This is a genomic window from Okeania sp. SIO2B3 (assembly GCF_010672525.1).
Classification (GTDB): Bacteria; Cyanobacteriota; Cyanobacteriia; order Cyanobacteriales; family Microcoleaceae; genus Okeania.
In genome coordinates this window covers 1-19,176 of record NZ_JAAHGH010000028.1, presented here as the reverse complement: position 1 = coordinate 19,176, position 19,176 = coordinate 1, and the positions used below count along the sequence as shown (strand labels likewise).

Genomic DNA, 19,176 nt, shown 5'->3' with positions numbered 1-19,176 from the left:
TTCAACATCTCTTCCTTTATCAACATGAGCATCAGTTACATACATAATTGTTTCACGGTTCATATAATCAACTAATCAACTAAAAGGTAAACCCACGCGGGCAAGATGCCCGCACTGGCAACATTTAATTGTTAATATCACTTCCAAATAAAGACTCTAAATTACGATATCCACTAACTATTCTCACGATTTCTATTTCTACCTCAGTTACTTGATAAAAAATAATATAACTATCTAAGGGCACACCTCTTAAATTAGGTATTATTTGAGCATAACTTCGCCCCATCTTAGGAAAGTTAATTAAGTTTTTACACTGATCATCAAAGCGTTTAATAAAACGTTCACCTACTTCTACACTAAAGTTACTAAAATAATCAGAAATCTCATCTAGATCGCGAATAGCTGCTTGAGATAAACTATATTTATTCACCTAAATTTTCCTCTCGCAACCGCTGAAATTTTTGCTTTAATTGTGCAATAACAATTTCTCCATCAACTTTTTCACCCCTTTCTAATTGTTCTAAACCTACTTTAACTTGAGCGCGAGTTTCATCAAGCCATTCTTGATAATCTTGTTCTTGTTTTTCTAATAGTTTTAAAGCGACATCAATCGCCTGTTGAATATTGGTATATCTTCCCTTAGTAATTTGGGATTGAAGAAATTTTTCTTGTTCGGGAGTTAAGATAATATTCATCATCCAATTTAAAAAATAAACTATATTTAATTCTATCCTTTATTCAGGATTTATCTTACAAAAAAAGAGCTAAAAAGAGCTGAAATAGAACGTAAGGAAACAGATGTCAGAGTAAGACACCAAAAATCAACAATTGTAGTCAACCAAAATCATCATTTTTTCCTTACTTGACCCTTGGTTTTCCTTTCTATCAGTTTAACTCGAACTGCTTCATATCCTGGACGGGGAGGACTGGTCGCAATTTTTGCCAAGCGATCGCGATTCTGTTCTTCCGAATATGCTCGAATTTCTTCTGCTATCCTCAAAACTTCCTGATACTCTGTCTCAACTTCTACTTGATGGTTTTTATAGCAGAAGAAAGAAGGAAGAGGGAAGAAGGAAGAAGGAAAAGTATTACGTTATCTGAGTTTTAAGCTTTTTATCTGTCCTAACCTTTGCTTCGACTGCTATAATATAAGAAAGAACACCATGGAGTTCCTCCTCAGTAAGGTCGAAAGCATCGCGAATGTACTTGGGTGGATACTCAGCTTTTATTTTGTCATAATGTTATAGACAGTAATACGAGTACCTGAAATCGTCTGACCTCTTTCAGTACGGATAATAATTGCTTCTTTGTTAGGTTGGTTTATCATATTCCTGGTGGTATGAAAAATTTCAGCAGTCTTGTTTCCATTGTACTTTATATTTTGTTATAATAAATATTCTTAACTTCCTGGTAAAGATGTAGAAATATTAGACTCTCTTAAAACATTATCTGGAGATGATATTTTACCAGGATTTATATTAGATATGATAATAATTTGGTAGTTAACTCTGAGGAAAAAATAACCAAAATGACAAATTTGACTATCGAGCTTAATTCAGTAATTGACATGACAGAAGAACAATTTTTTCAACTCTGTCAAAAAAACCCGGATTTAAGATTTGAAAGAAATGCTAAAGGAGATTTAATTATTATGTCGCCGACGGGAGGTGAAACTGGAAATCGAAATGGCAGATTAACCCAACAATTATTTAACTGGTCAGACAGAAATCAACTTGGTATTCCTTTTGATTCATCAGCAGGTTTTAACCTCCCAAATGGCTCTAACTTTTCTCCCGATGCTTCCTGGATAACTATAGAAAAATGGAATAATTTAACTCCCGAACAAAGAACGAAATTTTTACCTCTTTGCCCTGATTTTTTAATCGAATTAATGTCACTTTCCGACAGCTTACCTAAAACTAGAGAAAAAATGAAAGAATATCTGGAAAATGGAATGCAGTTGGGTTGGTTAATTAATCCTAAAAATCGGCAAGTAGAAATTTATCGCGTTGGTAAAGATGTGGAAATATTAGACTCTCCTGAAATATTATCTGGTGAAGATGTTTTGCCTGGATTTATATTAGATATGACAAGAATTTGGTAGTTAAAATTGTAAATTTATCGACAGATACTGAAAAATTATCGAAATTTTTGTTGCGCGATCGCTAACTTTTTCACAAATAGACATAAAACATGGTTAATCAAATTACCGATCTAAAATTACTGTATGAAGAAGATTATTTTCTGTGGTTAGAAGAAACAATCAAACTACTAAATAATTGTCAATTAGAAAACCTAGATTATGAGAACTTAATTGAATAATTAGAAGCCTTGGGTAGAAGTGAAAAAAGTGCTGCTCAAAGTTTCGTTATTTTAATTATTCAACATTTACTACTTTATCAATATTGGTCAGAAGAAAGAGCTAATAACTCTAGGCATTGGCGTGGAGAAATTTTAACTTTTCGGGATCAATTAGAATTAAAAATCACAACAAATTTACAGAATTATTTAGCTGAACGACTTGATTATCTTTATGGCAAAGCTAGAAAGATTGCTCAAATTAAATCAGAACTTCAATTACCAGAAATTAATCCTTATTCTCTGGAACATATATTGGATGAAGATTGGCTACCAGATTCAATAATGAATAATTAATAATGAATAATTAATAATTACCTATTCTTATAAATAAAATGTAAGCATTTCCTGCGGAATGCTGCGCAAACAGCTATTAGAAGTCAGCTAGCCTCCTCCGGAGGAACTGCGTTAACAGCAATAATAACCTGTGCTTAAGGAGGGGTTTTAAATGAATATAGACTTTAGAGCTGACTTTTGTAGTAAGATTTTTCTAGCTCAGTCGATCAAGCTTTTATCACTCATTAAAAGCAATAGCTGATAGCTGATAGCTGACGGCTGAATGCTTACAATAAAATGTAGTTAAAACTTACAAATCATGTTTCTTTGATCAGCTAAAATATCAAAAAGAGGTTTGCTCTCCAAACCCCTACAGATACAATTAATTTTTGGCTGATTTATTTGATTTAACATTGATTAAACTATTCAGAATTCCAAACCAAAAAGGCGCTCCCTGAGAAATCGCAATAATACTTAAAATCCATCCTGTAACTACTTTTATAACATTAGAAAAATTCAAGGGTGTGAACTGTGCTTTTAGTGGTTATGAAAGGTTCCATCCAATAGGCAAATTATCAATTCCATCTACAACATCTAGAATACTTGAAATACAAGTTTGAACTTCAGTATCATTATTGACTTCCGAACATGAATTTAATTGAGAGTTTGAAACTACTGCTTCGGTTACTCTATTACTTATGGTTGAGGTAATTTCGCTTTTTGATAATTTGTTGATAATATTTACTGTGTCAATATTGAACATCAAAACAACTATTACAGATAATACAATGGAAATATATTTCGATTTTCTAAGGTAATTTTCTTGAGCATATTCTATTGCTCTATTAAACCAAGACTCAAGTTCTTGCTCTAAATATTGAAGCTGCTCTCCTTTGTCTTGAAATTTATTGATCGCTCTTTGTGCAATTGCAGAAAGGTCTCGTTTCATTTTGTCAGAAAAATGACAATCACTGCTATTAATATCTTCGACAATTTTCTCCAATCCATACTCATTGTAGAAATTTCTATTTTTATAGTTTAATTCTGTTGCTACTAGCTCGATCAAATCAGTAACAAACTGTTTAGCAGATATTTTTTCTATTCCCCCAGATTTTGGTGCTTTCTTTTGGTTTGATGATAGAGATCGACCGAAAGACTGTAAGTATTTTCGATAAAATTTTTCTGTATAAGGTTCCTCTTGTTTTGCTTCCTCTTGTTTTGCTTCCTCTCCTAACAATCGACCGAAAGACTGTAAGTATTTTCGATAAAATTTTTCTGTATAAGATTCCTCTTGTTTTGCTTCCTCTCCTAACAAACGATAAATAGTGTCTTTTAAGTTATGAGCTTTTAATTTAAAGAATAAAACAATTTTTTCTTGAATTGCATAAGTGAAAAAACTAGCAGCTAAATAAATAAAAGCGAGGGCAATTGCGATGGTGATGATAGTAGATAAACTCATAATTATCTTTAGTTTTAGACTGTAATATTTGAACTGGTTTTTACAATAATTGAAAAGTGGCGTTGGTGAATTTAGCCATAATTTTCGTGCTTAGGGAATAGTTCATTAATGGATAATGGATAATTGATAATTGATAATTGATAATTACCTCTGGTTAAAACCGAGAGAATTGAATATCAGGAAATATCCTAGCACTTTTTTTTCCCTTAAAAGGGGAGGCTTTAAACCTGAATTATTTAATTATTAATTATTAATTATTCGGTAACAGGTAAGGAAGTTGCATGAAACGTCCCTACAGATTATTTGGCGTTGCACAGTGACGAATGATTTGAGATTTTTGATGAAAGAGATTTTGGATTTGATAATTGCTAGAACGATTAATATTAGGTTTTTTTTAGTCAAAGTCGAACACCTATTTTTGGCAGTATTATTCCATAATGTGCAACCTCGATTATTTTGTTTACCGAAAAATTGTGGGTATGCGCGTCCCTTTTTAAAGGGATAAAAAAAGAGACTATTCCTGATATCAAGCCTCTTGCTTTCTTGCAGAATGCTGCGCAAACAGCTAGAGGTACTGATAACTGATAACTGTTAACGAAGTTCCTCCGGAGGAGGCTAACTGAAATGAAGGGTTGTTCGAGACCTTATTGCTAAGAGTAACTCAGTTCTCTTTCTGGAATGGTTCGCCATTTTAAAGTTCTAGATTTAGATGCTATTGTTGGTCGCTCTAATTTTAAGTTTCTGGAAGAAGTTTTGAGAATTCCTAATTGTGAAAGAATCCACTTCACTGATTTTTCTCCTTTCCAGTAATCACTATGACCGTAGTTTTCCATGTCTTTAGTATTAGACCAAACTCCCATATTGGGGTTTCCTTTGAAACCTACAGCCTGATCGAATCCTTCTCCTGCTAATTTTTGACCCCAGGGAAAAGTATATTCTAAAACCCAATCTTTTTTTGAGTATAAGATACGATATTTTTCTGTAGAAGAAATACTAGGATTTAATTGTTGACCTGGTTGTACCATGGACACTGGAACAGCAGCAGCCATTAAAAAAACTTCCAATTTAAAGTTAGTTTTTATGGTCTTTTTTAAAGCTTCAAGTAATAAACGACACCCTAAAGAATGTCCTATTAAAATAATACGAGGTTGCTTATTACTTGCCGAAAAATTTAATTTTTTCAAATATTCAGCAAGTTTTTCCCCACAATTTTTAGCAACACCTACTGTTTTAAAATAAGATAATTCACTATCACGTTTATTCGGTTTATTGGAGGGCCAAATCAACCAATAGATTGCTTTGTTTAATGTTGATAATTGATTAGAATATTTATTAAAATTTTTTTGAAATTCTTTGTATGCTTCTTCCGCCCCTTCTTCTGAAACATTATATCCATGAGTTAGAATAATTATGTCACTAGAAGTTATGGTAGTTTTACCATGAACTTCTTCTCTGATTGCATATTTATTTTCATTTTGTCTGAGGGTTATTATTCGATCTTTACTTTTCTGATTGTTATCTTTGAGCATTTTCAGATGTTGTTAATATTTAATATATACTTATCTTGAAATTCTTTCTATCTTTTACCAAGTATATTGAGTAAGAAATTACGAATTGTCGGAGCTAAAAATCCTGATATCATAGAAATAGAAAAAGCCAGTATGAATTCTGCTATACTATCCGCAACCGAAAACGTAGTGGGTACTGTTAATAACCTATCTAAAATTATAAAACTGATCAGTATTGAAAAAATATAGTCTACTTTGAGCCACCACTTAGCTAGAGTAATTTGAAGATCGTCAAGACCTCTATCTGCGCTATTAAATACTTGTTCCTCTATCACAGCTAAATTGTTTTGTTCCTCATTCGATAAGTCTTGAGCATTTTTACTTTTTAATCTTTCTAAATTTTCTGGATGTACATCGCGAGCAAATATATCTAATAAAGCACCCTCTCCGGAATCAAGTTGATTCCGTAAAGCATTAGTAATCTGACCACATAGCTGTTGATAGGGAAGAGAATAAATATTCGATCCATTACCCATCCCTACCGAACGTTGAAAAGCAGTCATCTTATCTTTAACAGGAGTAATATTTCTCCCGAGCATCCATTGTCTAATAATTAATCTTTGTAGGCTAGAACGAATTAATAAATTGTAAAGAGCTTCTGTTATAATAGCTGTTAGAATTGACTGCATCAGAATAGTACTAGCAACATACCATGTTGTATGATGTAATTGCTCTACACAGGCTTGGTATTCGCCTATATTTTTTATTTCTTCTAAATTGGGGCATTTTATATCACTCATTGACTTAGAGCTAATTATTAATAATTTTACTTCTGATTATTTTAACTTAGCAAATTATATTCAATTAGTTAGTTTAACTATATTTTTACATTTCTTGAAACAATGGCTGTGAGTAAGCTCAGAATAAGTTAAAAATTTAATTATACACTTATTTTGAAAATGAAACTGTCCTGCTTCTCGGAGTAGGAGAGAGCTTAAAGGAAAGGTTTTCATTTGCCTAAGCTTACCCACAAAATCAATCTAGACCTGCGAATAAGTTGGGTAGAAAAAAAGCGAAGTTTATCTATTAAGGATAGACCAAACAAAAAGCGTGTTGTCTATTGAGTTTGGCTATCGCTCTTCCAGTAGCTCTTCCAGTAATTAAATACTCACAGAAGTTAATTGGTCTTGTCTATATTTTATCTCCAAATAAACCAATAAAGCATTAATATCCGCCGGATTTACCCCACCAATACGAGACGCCTGCCCAAGAGTTAAAGGTTTAATTTTTGACAATTTTTCCCTGGCCTCCATCGACAAAGTAACAATTTCAAAATAATCTAAATCTACAGGTAACTTCCGATTTTCCTGGCGACTTATTTGGTCAATTTGATTCTGTTGCCTTTGCAAATAACCAGAATATTTAATATCAATTTCTGCTCCCTCTTTTTCAACCAATTTCAAATCTAAATTCCCTAGATTATACTTTTCCAAATCCACATAATGAAAACCTGGTCGGCGCAAAAGTTCAGCCAAAGTAATCGAACCTTTAATCTTTTGCTTAATATCAGCAACAATAGTAATTCCTACCTCATCTTTTTCTTTGATTCGAGTTGACTCTAACCGTTTCTTTTCAGCAATAATATTAGTTTGCTTCCTCTCAAATAACTCCCACCGACGGTCATCTATTAAACCAATTTCTCGACCCAAAGGAGTTAGTCTTTGGTCCGCATTATCCGACCGTAAAATCAAACGATATTCCGAACGACTCGTCAACATTCGATAGGGTTCTCGCAAATCTTTTGTACATAGATCGTCTATCAAAGTACCAATATAACTTTGTTCCCTGGGGAAAATAATCATCTCTTGATTTTTAACAAATTTAACCGCATTTATTCCCGCCACAAGACCCTGAGCTGCCGCCTCCTCATATCCAGTGGTACCATTAATTTGACCGGCACAAAATAACCCTTCAATTTTCTTAGTCATCAACGTCGGATAACATTGAGTTGCAGGCAAATAATCATATTCCACAGCATAAGCAGGTCGCAACATCACACAATTTTCCAAACCAGGCAAACTCCGCAACATTTGTAATTGCAATTTCTCTGGCAAACCAGTAGAAAACCCCTGAATATAAAGTTCAGGAATATCACGACCTTCGGGTTCAATAAATATTTGATGACTACTTTTATCAGCAAAGCGAACAATTTTATCCTCAATACTCGGACAATAACGGGGACCTTTCGCATCCACCCACCCACCATAAACAGGAGACAAGTGCAAATTATCGCGAATTAGTTTGTGAGTTTCTTCAGTAGTGCGCGTCAGATAACAACACATTTGTTCCCGTTCCACCCACACTTCCGGGTCGAAACTAAACCAACGCACTTTTTCATCCCCTGGTTGCTCTTCGAGGTCAGTGTAGTCAACAGAACGTTTGTCAACTCTGGCAGGTGTACCTGTTTTCAGTCGTCCGGTTTCAAAACCAAGTTTATTGAGGGTTTCGGTGAGACCGATGGCAGGAAATTCTCCCGCACGACCTGCTGGCATTGACTTGTTGCCTACCCAAATAACTCCCCCCAGGAATGTTCCGGTGGTCAGGATGACAGCTTTGCATTTGAAAGCGACACCGAAGTAGGTTTCCACTCCGATAATTTCGTCGTTGTCTCCCAGAATTAAATCTGTCACCATGCTTTCCCGGACTCGGAGGTTTTCCTGGTTTTCCACAATGTTACGCATAACGGCGGCGTATTCCCGTTTGTCAGTTTGAGCACGTAACGCCCAGACGGCAGGCCCACGAGATGAATTAAGGATGCGTTTTTGGAGATAAGTGCGATCGCTCATTTTGCCAATTTCTCCACCCAAAGCATCGACCTCGTGGGTAAGTTGAGATTTTGCGGGGCCGCCAACAGCAGGGTTGCATGGTTGCCAAGCTATTTTGTCGAGGTTGAGGGTTAGTAGGAGGGTGCGGCAACCGAGGCGTGCGGAGGCAAGGGCGGCTTCGCAACCTGAGTGGCCTGCACCTACTACGATGATGTCGTATTCGTCTTGGAAATCGAAAGTTGTGGTCATGTTATTAGTTAAAAGTTATTTGTTACAGCAAATTCCAGGTATATGAAGTGCGAGCATCTTGCCCGCGTGCCCGATATTAAAAATTAAATATTCCCAGTGCGAGCATCTTGCTCGCTTCAGGGTGTACCTCAGCTTACAAAAATGTTCTATAGCAATATTTTTTAATTTGAGTATTGAAATATTGCCCAAAATCACTTGAGTTATTATTTAAGTTTATAGTATAACATTTATTATCAATAATGACCTACAGAAATGATTTTGTTTTCTATTGATAAAGAATCGAAAGACAAACACAAGCTTTTATTGATATTTAAAATTAGTTAGACAGGATTTACGCAAAGGTACTATCTGTACTATCTATAGAGTTGAAAAACTATTGTACAATAGTATTGAGAGGTATCTATACGGTCTCAGCGTAAATCCTATTAGATTAAAAATTAATAACTACTAATGTGCAATTTATTTAACATTATTGAAGTTCCAGAAGATTCAATCTTAGAAACGGAACAACTAGGAACTAAGGACAAATTTTGGTATTGCGAGAATGAGCTTAACTATTTATACAAAAAAGCTAGACCTAATACTGGGGAAGCTTGGTCAGAAAAAATAGCATCAGAATTATGTGAGTTACTAAAGCTACCTCATGCACATTATGAACTAGCAATTTGGAAAGGTAATTTAGGCACAATTTCTCCTTCCTTTGTACCAGAAAATAACACTCTTATTCCTGGTAACCAAATTTTAGTAAAAATAGATAAAAGTTATCCCGAATTTAGTCCGAGTAATTATAAAGTTTCCGAACATACTCTTGATATTGTAGTTGAAGCGATCGCCTATAATTCTATCAATATAAATTTACCTTTAAACTGGAAACCTCCTGAAGGTATTGAAACAGCAATAGAAATTTTTGTTGGTTACTTATTATTAGATGCTTGGATAGGTAACACTGATAGACATCACGAAAATTGTGGATTTATTGTCAATGATTTAGTAAATTTAGCACCAACATTCGACCATGCATCCAGTCTCGGTAGAGAATTACTAGACTACAAAAAACAGGAGAAAATTAATAATAAAACTGTCAAAAATTATATAGCTAAATCAAGGTCAGCAACTTATGATAAAATAGGAGATAGAAAACCGATGTTGACACTAGATTTATTTGAACAAGCAGCACGAAAATATCCCAAAGCTGCTCTAATTTTGCTCCAAAATTTAGCCAATATCTCAGCAGAGGATACTTTGTCTTTATTTGAACGTATACCTAAAAATTATATCTCTGAAATTTCTATTTAATTTGCACAAAAAATTCTGACAATTAACCAAAATAGACTTCTACAAATAAGAGAAAAACTGCGATGAAAAAATTATTTTTAGCTTGGCAAGACCCAATTAGTCGTGCTTGGTTTCCAGTAGGTCGCTTAACTTATGAAAATGGTTGGTATGAATTTATTTACCTTAGAGGTGCAGAAGAAGCTAAAAAAATTGGTTTTTCTGGTATTTGGTCTTTAAATGAATTTGATAAAGTTTATCGCTCTCAGGAATTATTGCCTGTATTTTCTCATAGAATTATGAGGAAGTCTCGCCCGGATTATCCAGATTTTATTAGCTGGCAAAATCTCTCAGAAGCAGAAGATGATCCTATGGTTTTATTGTCTCGTAGCGGAGGTAAAAAAGTAACAGATAATTATGAAATTTTTCCTTACCCAGAACAAGATGAAAATGGTGTTTATCATCTATATTTCTTTACTCATGGTTTCCGATATATGGCATCTGAAACTATTGACAAAATCAAAAAATTAGAGGTAGGAGAAATTTTGTATTTAATGCACGATGCGCAAAACAGTTTTGACCAAGATGCTTTAATGCTACGCACGAAAGATTTTTACCTTTTAGGTTTTTGCCCTCGATATTTATTAAATGATGTTTTTCCGCTAGTACAAAATCATCGTAATTCAGTGGAGGTGAAAGTAGAGCGTATCAATTTGCCACCGGCACCGTTACAAATGAGATTGCTTTGTCATTTAATAGTCAAACATGATGATTTTAAACCTTTTTCTAGTGAAATGTATGAGTCTTTAGCTGTACCAATTTTTAGTTAATTTAAGTTAGCTTTGCTGTAAAGAATATCAAATTAATCCTTTGGGTAAAGTTCGTATTCATTTATCCAAGTAAAACACCAATTTTGATATTCGGTAAAACAAATAAAAGGAATGTAATTTGCAATAGGAGTAATAGTAATATGTCTGCATATATAAAGCACCTTGAAGCTAAAGGAATTTATGGAATTTTTGATATAAATGTAGATTTTCATCAAGGGGTTAATGTTTTATTTGCTAAAAATGGCAAAGGGAAGACTACTTTGCTACATATTATTGCTAATTTACTCAATGAAAACTATGAAAGATTTGTTTTTATTGATTTTGATTATATTAATCTGAGAATGAGTGATGAAAGTCAAGTGGAGTTAAAAAATAATAGAAATGATGATGAGATTATATTATTTTTAGATGGAAGAGAAGCAACAAGAATTACATTTAAAAGAACTCAAGAAATTAATACAAAGCTTTTCCCAGTGTTTTCTAATATTGCTTCTGCTGTAGCAGACCTTTGTAATAAGATTCCAAATCAATCATCAGAAGAACAATCAATAACCGATGCTTTTTCTGCTGCGGCAAAAGTACCGATAAATTACAATATTCTCAATCATTCGCAAGAACAAAAATTAATAACAGCTTATTTTCCAGCTTTTAGAAGCATGATAGAAGCTTGGGCATCAACAAAGGAAGAAAGAGGAAAACTCAAAGATATTTTTGATGAAGAAAAGCAGCGACGAAAAACAGATTTTGCACGTCAAATTTTTGGAGACTTTGTGCCTTTACTTAACTACCCATCTATTATCGAAATAGAGCAAGTATTAAACCAAGAAATTTCTCAAGCTTTTCATCAACTAAACCAAGCACAAGAAAAATATTTAGGAAACCTTATACCTCAAATATTTCATGCTCTTTCCAATTCCAAAAATTCAAAACCTGTAGAAGAAGACTCAAATTCTATTCTAGAAGAAATCAAACAACTGAGTAACGATCTTAAATTTCAAATGCCTAAAGACCTCCGCACTGCTGTTGAATCATTTCAAGCGGATGAACAATCGAAAGAAGCTGCTGTCAGGATTTTAATTACCTACAGAGAAGCACTGCAAAAAATATCTGATGAACAGAAAACTTATTTTCAGAATATTGAGAAATATCTAGCTGCTGTGAACTCATTTTTAGACAGTAAAGAGATAGAAATTATCTTCAAAAATTCACCAATTTTAGGCATAAATTTTCATAACGATATGCCTACTATTCCTGGAATAAGTAAAGCATTATCATCAGGAGAACGTCAAATTTTAACTATGATATATGCGGCATCTCAGATGAGCGAACAAGAAATAGTTTTAATTGATGAACCTGAAATTTCTCTTCATGTTGATTGGCAACGTAAATTACTAGAAAAAATATCTCAACAGTTAGGTAATAAACAAATTATTGCTTGTACTCATTCTCCAGTAGTGGGAGCTGACTACGAAGATGAAATAATAATACTTGAACCTCAAATAACTCAAAATCTTCAAACAGTTTCCGCAACGATAGTAGATGATTCAACAATTAATAATTAATAATTAATAATTAATAACGACCTTTTCTTTTCAAGGAGAGGATTGACTCAAAGGAAAATTTTTTATTGTTTCTCCTGTAAAGGAGAGGCTTTAAATCTTAATTATTCGGTAAATTTGGAATAAAAAAGAAGAGAAAAAAAATAATAATGGCAAAAAATACTCCCAAATTTACTCCACAAGAGTATCGAATTTACTTGATGAGTAGTAGTGAAAAACATATTTTAGTTGAAGGCAAAAATGATAAATATTTTATAGAAAGAATGTTGTCTTATCTGGCAAATGAAATAGATAAACCAGAACTCAAAGAACAGGTTCGTGTAGATTCAGCAGAATCTTTAATTAAAGCTAATTCAGGAACAGGTAACAATAAACAAAAAATTCAGGAAATTGCTAAAAGTATAGTTGGTAAATCTTACTGTCATAAATTTATAGGTTTTGTAGACCGGGATTTCGATATGTTTGATTGGGATTATGAAAAAACTCAAATATTGCAAGACAATTTTCCAGGACATAATATAGAAAAACGAATTATTAGAACACGAGGACACTCATTAGAAAACTATTTATTTGAACTCGATATAGTTAGTAATTTTTTTGACATAAATACAACAATACCTAATGCCCAAACAGCCACAAATTTATTTAGACAAATTTTTAAATCGGTAATATATTCAGCTTGTACTGTTGGTTTAGCTGCTACTAAAAGTAGCCTGTTACAAAGAATAGAATCTGGCGTTCCTTGGAGAGATTTCATTGAGTTAACCTCTGGGGAAATAATTTTTTTATTAGAAGATTGGTTGATTTTTTTGACCGATAAACGTGGTATACCCGATAGCCAAATTTTAGAACTTAAGCAAAATTATAAAATTTATATTCAACTTATTAATCAAACATCTTTTGAGATTGTGAAATGGCTATGTCATGGTCATATTGGTTATGATTTTTTGAAAGAAGCATATATTAAATGTGTTATGCAAGTTAGCCAAGAAGCAGATGGTAACGTTAACTGGACAACAAAAGATAAGATGTTTCAGCAGTTGATTAATTATTGGGTTCAGGAAATATTAAGTAACAACAGGAAATATTTTCAAGAAATATTTGAAATGTTAGACTTATTATTAGATTAGATTAATTAAATTGAGCGTAATTCATTCAAATAAGTTCTATATAATTTTGCTTTCTTCTTTATTCAACTATTCCTGAGCAACCTCATCCTCTGAACTTTTCGGAAAATTTTAGCGTTACATATTTGTGGGATGAATTTTAGGTTTAGAGAAAAAAGAAGTATCAAGTATTAAAGATGAGATTCACCTGTTCCAAAAAGATTCATTCCGCCCCTCAGCAAGCCCTTTTCTTCTTCTTTCTTTCCTCCTGACTCCTGAGTTCTGACTCCCCCTCCTGGGAGGGGTTAGGGGTGGGTTGACTCCTAAATAATTAAGATTAATATCATGCACGCACTTCACTAACGCCGAAAATTTCCCTGCTGATAAGCAGTAATTTGCTCGTCACTCAACAGATCCATAAAATCTGCTAACTCACTATAAGTAATACATCGAACTTCTGGTAAACCACAGACAGACTCAGCAAACCGAAACATTGCGTTCCAGTAAGCACCGTTATTCCAAGCTGAAAAATGATGCCCAATATCTATAGGAGCGCGGTTGCCATTGTAGTTCTTCTGGAAATACTTCATGTAAGTTTTCAGAGTATCCTCCTCATAACGTTTAGCATTACGAGGGTTTGGTTTTGCCTTGGAATGCAAATAATAAAAATTGTAATCCATTGATAGAACATTTTTTCCACGAGAGTTAGTCAGACTAGCTAGGGGAAAATTCCAAATACCATTTTCCTTTCGCGGCCAATAGTTAGATAATGCTACTTTGCTAGTGTCATAGCGGAAACCATTTTTGGCTAACACTTTATACAAACCAGGACTTCGAGCTAATAGTGGTGCGCGAAAACCTTCGATGGCAGTGTGATCGAATACTAGGGAACCTGACAAATTATTAATTTTATGCGCTCCAAAGAAAAATTGCTCGAAATATTTAAACTCTTCCGTCCAGTCTTGCTCGCTCCATTTGCTACCATCAAAATGACCCACTGCATGAGACCCGATCTCGTGACCTTCTTGATAAGCGAGGTTAACCTGTTCGAGTCTCAGAGCAATATCTTCCGCTGTATCACCCCAACCAATATCCGACCGACCTTTTCCTTTCCCACCGGGAGCATCGTAAAGTTTTCGTTTGTCTTTGCTGACAAAATATACTGCACTGACAAAATAAGTGAACCGCAGGTTAATGCCTTTTTTCTCCATTTCTTGGGCAAAATTGCGCGATCTTTTCCAAGCGTCTAGGGAACTGGAACCATCAAATGCTAACATCACAAACTGGGGCGGTTTATCTATTTTGCTCACTATACCTTCATCTTGCATCAGTTTGTAGAGGAAACGTGCATTCCAAAGGTTCAACTGACAGCTATTTCCACCGTTAGCTTTGACACAAGCAGATATTAATTCTTGAGGAAAAGGACCCATGACTTGGTTATTTTCGACGCAATAACCGATAATTTTGTTGAGGGTAGCTCCCTCCGGACATCTTCTGTTTCCGTATGCTTGGAGAAATAATTTTTCTGACCATTGGTTACTATTGCAACTGCCTCCACCTCCCCATTCTTGACATTTTTTAATCATTGTTTTAGTGAATGGTCCAAGAGCGTATTCGCCGTTAGTATAGAAGTATCCACCTTTGTCGTTAATGGGCTTTTTTTCAAATTTTAATGTCTCTAATTTAGAACTTTTATTGTTAGTGGGTGTAGGGTTGTCGGAAATATTTGATGTGTTGCTACAGGCAGATATTAAGATTAAAATACTGTAGATAAAAAGGCTATGGTATGATTTTAGTTTTTTTAGCACTTTGATATTTTTCACTCCTCTAATTATTAAGCATTTCCTGCGGACTGCTGCGCAAACAGCTATTAGCAGTCAGCTATTCCTAGGTCATGCTTACTTATTATAATGGAAGCGATCGCTTTTTTTTATAAAACCCTTATTTATTCCTCTTACCAAATTTCCAATCTTCTCCACCGGGCAATAAAGTCAAATTATCCTTAATAATAGCTGACAAATTATTAGCAGAAGAACTGTAAGTTAAGGCCAAAAAACTCTTGGTAGTTGCGATCGCAGAATTTTTATCCACCATTTCTTCCAGTTGAAACGGACTGTAAACACCATTTTCAACCTCCGCACTGGCATTATCAATAGCAGATTCTATAGCATTTTCTAATATTTCCTCCCATTCATCTTCTTTGATAAAATAAGAGGTTTTATTTGGCCTCAAATTCAAGTCTTGAATTTCAATAATTGCATTGCGGATGGATGCTGCCCAGGAATTAGTTAAACGTCCTTCCACCTGATTTTTAATTAAGTGAATTAACATCACAATTAAATAGGATTTGATTTTTCTGATGATGTCTTTTTTACTCATGGCATCCAGTTCGTCAATAATTGCTAAAGCATCGTGATTTCTGCCTTCCATAATGCAAGTCCTTAAATCGATTAATTCTTGAGTTGTCATCAGTTTTTTCCCTCCTGAAATTAACAATTAAAAATGCTGTTTATTTCTCCTGCCAAATTTCCAATCTTCCCCACCAGGTAATAAAGTCAAATTATCGTCAATAACTGCCAACAAATCTTTAGTAGAATAAGCGTAAGTTAAGGCCAAAAAACTCTTAGCAGTTGCGACTACAGAATTTTTATCTACCATTTCCTCCAGTTGAAACGGACTGTAAGCACCATTTTCAACCTCCACGCTGGCATCACCAATAGCAAATTCTGTAGCATTTTCTAACATCTCATCCCATTCATCTTCTTTAATGTAATAAGAGGTTTTATTTTCCTTCAAATTCAAGTCTTTGATTTTTCTAATCGAAGCCCGAATTGATGCTGCCCAGGAATTAGTTAATCGCCCTTCAATCTGATTTTTTATTAAGTGAATTAAGACCACAGTTAAATAAGAATCTATTTTGAAAAGCGTGTCTTTTTTACTCATGGCATCCAGTTCATCAATAATTGCTAAAGCATCGTGATTTCTGCCTTCCATAATGCAAGTCCTTAAATCAATTAATTCTTGAGTTGTCATCAGTTATTTTCCTATAAATTATTGGTGGTTAAAAGGGGAGTATTTGCTGCATGAGTAATTCCTCTAGTTATTAACTTATCATATCATAAAGGTGTAGTAAAATTAAGTAAGTAAATTAGAAGAACTCTATGATGAAACTTACACTAGAACAGATTGAAAACTTACGTTCCGAGCTAGCAGATAATGCAGAAGCTCTAGAAGCTCTTGAAGTAATCGAAGAGTGCGATGGTGATTTAGCTGATGCTGCTGAATCAATAGCCACCCGCAATGGCATTCAAGGAGTACAAGATAATAAAGACCTGCGTTGGTTTACTAGCATACTTCAGCAATGTCGTGATTACATCTGTCAGGAAAACTATCAAACGTTGAGAGAAAAATATTTCCCTAGATTTATACCAATAATAGCTGATTTCTTGGCTGGATTACTGGGATGTCCACCTATAGTAGCGGGACTAATTGCTACTCCATTGGCGGTTTATATCCAGGAAGAAGGGATCGAAAAATTCTGCAAATCTTACGAGTCTAATACCTAAGTTCCTGTAGCTACAGAAGCTGCCCAATAATAGGGGTTAGCAAAAGGATAGGGTTGGCGGTCTGGTAGGTTAATGGCAGCATATAGTGAATCATTGAATTTGCGACGATCGCTCTTATTGTTTTCAAAGATTTGGGCTATCAAAAGCTTAAATCTTTTGTTTTTTTGAATTCTTGCTAATTTTTGACTGTTGAGTGTTCGCAACCAGTATTGAGCTTTAATCAAAGCTGTTGAAACATCCCCATCTCCTAATGTTGGTAGTTGTTTCAGGTTTTTATAGAATTTGATAACTAACAAAGCTGTAGCAATGGGGTCTACTGTCCAGAGGGTGCTAACAACGCTCGGACTACCTGCATATAGGAAGCCACTTGGTAAACCTATATATTCATCTAAGCCGCTGGGTAAGTCAGCATCTTCTTTGTTTCCCGAAAGAGTCATCCCACTTTCACAAGCAGAAAAGCTGACTATACGACATTGACTCAGGTCGAGTTTAAAGATTTTGTACAAGGTTAGGTCTGCATCTGCTTTCAACTTTCCTTCAGGGTCGCTGAGAAGTAGAGCAGATTCTAGGGGGGATTCAAATTTGAACTCGCCATGACAGGAAAAGTGGAGACAGTGAGCAGAGCGGAGTTGCTCTTTGTTTTGATTCAAATTTGCTTCTGTTGCTTCTGCTTCTGCTAGAACGATGCTATCGTTAGGGTCAAAATATTGTCGAATTTTATTAACCTCTAGTTTGGAGCCAAGCAAAGGTTTTCCATCAAGTCGAGTAGGGTTTTGGATGGCAAATAAGTTATTGAATTCGGGGCGGTGTTGTTGTTTTGTTAGTTTCAACAACTGGCTGCTTGGAGCATAACTTACTCCTCTTGCAAAATGGTCTAGAAGTAGCTCTTCATTAGAGTTTGATAGGGGTAGGGCGTGGAGTGGAAATAAATGGAGGAAACGGTGGGGAATTAGAATTAGGCGATCGCATTTAACTCCTTGTTTATCAAATATAGCATCTATTTCAGCAAGGATACTATCAAGATTGAGTATTTGAGCGAGGTCGGTGAGACGAGTGAATAGATTGTTTATCCATTGGCTTTTTTGTTCGTTGTAAGCATTAAGGTATTCTTGATGCCAATTTGCTAAAATTTCTAGGTTTTTGCGAGAGGATGGCATAACTATGGGATACTGATCGTGACTGGTGACAATAAAGGTAATAATTTCATCTTCTGTCAGATACCACTCAATAATGGTAGTGCGTTCATCAATGAGGCTCTGAATATCTCTGAAAGGAATAGTTTTTACTTTCTGAGTTAGACTGAAACTGGAGTCGTAGCGATCATTGATTTGCTTGAGTAGCTCATCTAGCTGCTGGCGTGACAGCTCTATACCTTGCTGTAGTTGCTTCCGTGACTCCTCTAATGGTAGTCGCTGCTGTTGTAATCGAGCGCCCATATTTCCAGACAGTTTGTCTATAACTACTTGTAACTCTCTTTCCAGTGAGAGAATTTTCCCTCGTAGTTGCCTTAAATTAGTGATTATCTCTTGAGGAACGTTGCCTTTAGGGATAAGGTCACGGTTGGCAAGGAGTTCGACTAAATTGCGGGCTTTGCTGCGTTCGACTGTTTCGATAGCTTCATCCCATTGTTCGGTATTAATATAAGCTTGTACTTGTCTTTGATAAACTGCTATTGCTTTTGCCATAATCTCTTGGCGGCGATTTTCATCACTTGCCCAACTACAACTAAGTTCTACTGCGGTTATGGCTTGTTCGTAGACATCAATGGTTTCTTGCCAATTGCCTTTGCTGAAGTGGAGATTGCCTAGATTCCGAGAAGTATTTAAACAGTTAATCGGATCTGCTTCCGGAGTGTACACTTGTAGTGCCTCTTGAAAGAAAGCGATCGCTGTCTTCTGATTTTCTACCTTGTTGCCAGATATTCTATCCCTATAGGCAAGACCCAAATTGTTTTGAATACCTGCCCAACTGACAGGATTTACTTCACGAGTGAAAACTTGCAAGGCTTTTTGGTAGGCATTGATTGCTACCTCCTGATTTTCTCCCACCATCAAATTCTGGTGTTGCTGCGACGGTAGACTGCAATTCTCGTTTAGTTTATCTAGACCCATATATGGGAGCAAAGGCAGTAGTGGCGGAAGCTGCTCGGAATCTCAGTTGTGTGGGTG

Annotated in this window: 17 protein-coding genes and 2 pseudogenes; 8 read left to right on the top strand and 11 right to left on the bottom strand. The window is 35.0% G+C overall.

Annotated elements, in window-relative coordinates:
• Positions 1-124 precede the first annotated feature (124 nt).
• The 3 genes from F6K15_RS19340 to F6K15_RS19330 all read right to left on the bottom strand — a co-directional run bounded on the left by F6K15_RS19340 (position 125) and on the right by F6K15_RS19330 (position 1,000).
• Positions 125-430, bottom strand: coding sequence for a type II toxin-antitoxin system RelE/ParE family toxin (locus F6K15_RS19340; protein ID WP_293063343.1), 306 nt, complete (start codon positions 428-430; stop codon positions 125-127).
• Positions 423-698, bottom strand: a complete 276-nt coding sequence (locus tag F6K15_RS19335) for a type II toxin-antitoxin system ParD family antitoxin (RefSeq protein WP_287274619.1) — start codon at positions 696-698, stop codon at positions 423-425. The genes F6K15_RS19340 and F6K15_RS19335 overlap by 8 nt, the downstream gene beginning before the upstream one ends.
• Before the next feature lie 149 nt (positions 699-847).
• Positions 848-1,000 (bottom strand): hypothetical protein, encoded by a 153-nt coding sequence (locus F6K15_RS19330; protein WP_293063342.1) that lies wholly within the window; start codon positions 998-1,000, stop codon positions 848-850.
• Between the two features lie 528 nt (positions 1,001-1,528).
• On the opposite strand from F6K15_RS19330, the gene F6K15_RS19325 reads away from it, so the two are divergent.
• Together F6K15_RS19325 and F6K15_RS19320 are read left to right on the top strand one after the other, a co-directional pair.
• Positions 1,529-2,104, top strand: a complete 576-nt coding sequence (locus F6K15_RS19325; RefSeq protein WP_293063341.1) for a Uma2 family endonuclease — start codon at positions 1,529-1,531, stop codon at positions 2,102-2,104.
• 89 nt (positions 2,105-2,193) lie between these two features.
• Positions 2,194-2,655, top strand: a pseudogene (locus tag F6K15_RS19320) (DUF29 domain-containing protein).
• 523 nt (positions 2,656-3,178) lie between these two features.
• Here the strand turns inward: F6K15_RS19320 and F6K15_RS19315 are convergent.
• The 4 genes from F6K15_RS19315 to mnmG all read right to left on the bottom strand — a co-directional run bounded on the left by F6K15_RS19315 (position 3,179) and on the right by mnmG (position 8,675).
• Complete coding sequence (locus F6K15_RS19315) at positions 3,179-4,093, bottom strand: hypothetical protein (protein ID WP_293063340.1); 915 nt, start codon at positions 4,091-4,093, stop codon at positions 3,179-3,181.
• A 650-nt stretch (positions 4,094-4,743) separates the two neighbouring features.
• Positions 4,744-5,622, bottom strand: a complete 879-nt coding sequence (locus F6K15_RS19310) for a DUF726 domain-containing protein (protein ID WP_293063339.1) — start codon at positions 5,620-5,622, stop codon at positions 4,744-4,746.
• A gap of 47 nt (positions 5,623-5,669) precedes the next feature.
• Positions 5,670-6,401 (bottom strand): hypothetical protein, encoded by a 732-nt coding sequence (locus F6K15_RS19305; protein ID WP_293063337.1) that lies wholly within the window; start codon positions 6,399-6,401, stop codon positions 5,670-5,672.
• A gap of 360 nt (positions 6,402-6,761) precedes the next feature.
• Positions 6,762-8,675 (bottom strand): tRNA uridine-5-carboxymethylaminomethyl(34) synthesis enzyme MnmG, encoded by a 1,914-nt coding sequence (gene mnmG / locus F6K15_RS19300; RefSeq protein ID WP_293063335.1) that lies wholly within the window; start codon positions 8,673-8,675, stop codon positions 6,762-6,764.
• 450 nt (positions 8,676-9,125) lie between these two features.
• Here mnmG and F6K15_RS19295 point away from each other — a divergent pair, with 450 nt between their 5' ends.
• The 4 genes from F6K15_RS19295 to F6K15_RS19280 all read left to right on the top strand — a co-directional run bounded on the left by F6K15_RS19295 (position 9,126) and on the right by F6K15_RS19280 (position 13,466).
• On the top strand, positions 9,126-9,971 hold the full coding sequence (locus F6K15_RS19295; RefSeq protein ID WP_293063333.1) for a hypothetical protein: 846 nt from the start codon (positions 9,126-9,128) through the stop codon (positions 9,969-9,971).
• A 62-nt stretch (positions 9,972-10,033) separates the two neighbouring features.
• A complete protein-coding gene (locus F6K15_RS19290) occupies positions 10,034-10,777 on the top strand; it encodes an HIRAN domain-containing protein (protein WP_293063331.1) in 744 nt (247 codons plus the stop codon).
• Between the two features lie 140 nt (positions 10,778-10,917).
• Positions 10,918-12,339 (top strand): AAA family ATPase, encoded by a 1,422-nt coding sequence (locus F6K15_RS19285; protein WP_293063329.1) that lies wholly within the window; start codon positions 10,918-10,920, stop codon positions 12,337-12,339.
• Between the two features lie 146 nt (positions 12,340-12,485).
• Positions 12,486-13,466 (top strand): DUF4435 domain-containing protein, encoded by a 981-nt coding sequence (locus F6K15_RS19280; RefSeq protein ID WP_293063327.1) that lies wholly within the window; start codon positions 12,486-12,488, stop codon positions 13,464-13,466.
• Between the two features lie 335 nt (positions 13,467-13,801).
• Here F6K15_RS19280 and F6K15_RS19275 read toward each other — a convergent pair whose 3' ends face one another.
• The 3 genes from F6K15_RS19275 to F6K15_RS19265 all read right to left on the bottom strand — a co-directional run bounded on the left by F6K15_RS19275 (position 13,802) and on the right by F6K15_RS19265 (position 16,475).
• On the bottom strand, positions 13,802-15,250 hold the full coding sequence (locus F6K15_RS19275; RefSeq protein ID WP_293063325.1) for a hypothetical protein: 1,449 nt from the start codon (positions 15,248-15,250) through the stop codon (positions 13,802-13,804).
• 133 nt (positions 15,251-15,383) lie between these two features.
• Positions 15,384-15,911 carry a DUF29 family protein gene (locus F6K15_RS19270; protein ID WP_293063323.1) on the bottom strand — a complete coding sequence of 176 codons (528 nt, stop codon included), beginning with the start codon at positions 15,909-15,911 and terminating at the stop codon, positions 15,384-15,386.
• 27 nt (positions 15,912-15,938) lie between these two features.
• Positions 15,939-16,475 (bottom strand): DUF29 family protein, encoded by a 537-nt coding sequence (locus F6K15_RS19265; RefSeq protein WP_293063321.1) that lies wholly within the window; start codon positions 16,473-16,475, stop codon positions 15,939-15,941.
• Positions 16,476-16,603: 128 nt separating this feature from the next.
• On the opposite strand from F6K15_RS19265, the gene F6K15_RS19260 reads away from it, so the two are divergent.
• Entirely contained in the window at positions 16,604-17,008 is a 405-nt protein-coding gene (locus F6K15_RS19260) for a hypothetical protein (RefSeq protein ID WP_293063320.1), read from the top strand.
• Here the strand turns inward: F6K15_RS19260 and F6K15_RS19255 are convergent.
• A complete protein-coding gene (locus F6K15_RS19255) occupies positions 17,005-19,011 on the bottom strand; it encodes a CHAT domain-containing protein (protein ID WP_293063318.1) in 2,007 nt (668 codons plus the stop codon). The genes F6K15_RS19260 and F6K15_RS19255 overlap by 4 nt on opposite strands.
• Positions 19,012-19,067: 56 nt before the next feature.
• Here F6K15_RS19255 and F6K15_RS19250 point away from each other — a divergent pair.
• Positions 19,068-19,176: pseudogene (locus F6K15_RS19250) on the top strand (hypothetical protein); the annotation flags it as partial.

Excerpts from the sequence above, each read along its gene's own strand:
- F6K15_RS19310 (WP_293063339.1), bottom strand. The coding sequence starts at position 5,622 with ATGCTCAAAGATAACAATCAGAAAAGTAAAGATCGAATAATAACCCTC.
- F6K15_RS19280 (WP_293063327.1), top strand. The coding sequence starts at position 12,486 with ATGGCAAAAAATACTCCCAAATTTACTCCACAAGAGTATCGAATTTAC.
- F6K15_RS19295 (WP_293063333.1), top strand. The coding sequence starts at position 9,126 with ATGTGCAATTTATTTAACATTATTGAAGTTCCAGAAGATTCAATCTTA.
- F6K15_RS19270 (WP_293063323.1), bottom strand. The coding sequence starts at position 15,911 with ATGACAACTCAAGAATTAATCGATTTAAGGACTTGCATTATGGAAGGC.
- F6K15_RS19290 (WP_293063331.1), top strand. The coding sequence starts at position 10,034 with ATGAAAAAATTATTTTTAGCTTGGCAAGACCCAATTAGTCGTGCTTGG.
- mnmG (WP_293063335.1), bottom strand. The coding sequence starts at position 8,675 with ATGACCACAACTTTCGATTTCCAAGACGAATACGACATCATCGTAGTA.
- F6K15_RS19325 (WP_293063341.1), top strand. The coding sequence starts at position 1,529 with ATGACAAATTTGACTATCGAGCTTAATTCAGTAATTGACATGACAGAA.
- F6K15_RS19305 (WP_293063337.1), bottom strand. The coding sequence starts at position 6,401 with ATGAGTGATATAAAATGCCCCAATTTAGAAGAAATAAAAAATATAGGC.
- F6K15_RS19260 (WP_293063320.1), top strand. The coding sequence starts at position 16,604 with ATGATGAAACTTACACTAGAACAGATTGAAAACTTACGTTCCGAGCTA.
- F6K15_RS19285 (WP_293063329.1), top strand. The coding sequence starts at position 10,918 with ATGTCTGCATATATAAAGCACCTTGAAGCTAAAGGAATTTATGGAATT.
- F6K15_RS19315 (WP_293063340.1), bottom strand. The coding sequence starts at position 4,093 with ATGAGTTTATCTACTATCATCACCATCGCAATTGCCCTCGCTTTTATT.
- F6K15_RS19335 (WP_287274619.1), bottom strand. The coding sequence starts at position 698 with ATGATGAATATTATCTTAACTCCCGAACAAGAAAAATTTCTTCAATCC.
- F6K15_RS19265 (WP_293063321.1), bottom strand. The coding sequence starts at position 16,475 with ATGACAACTCAAGAATTAATTGATTTAAGGACTTGCATTATGGAAGGC.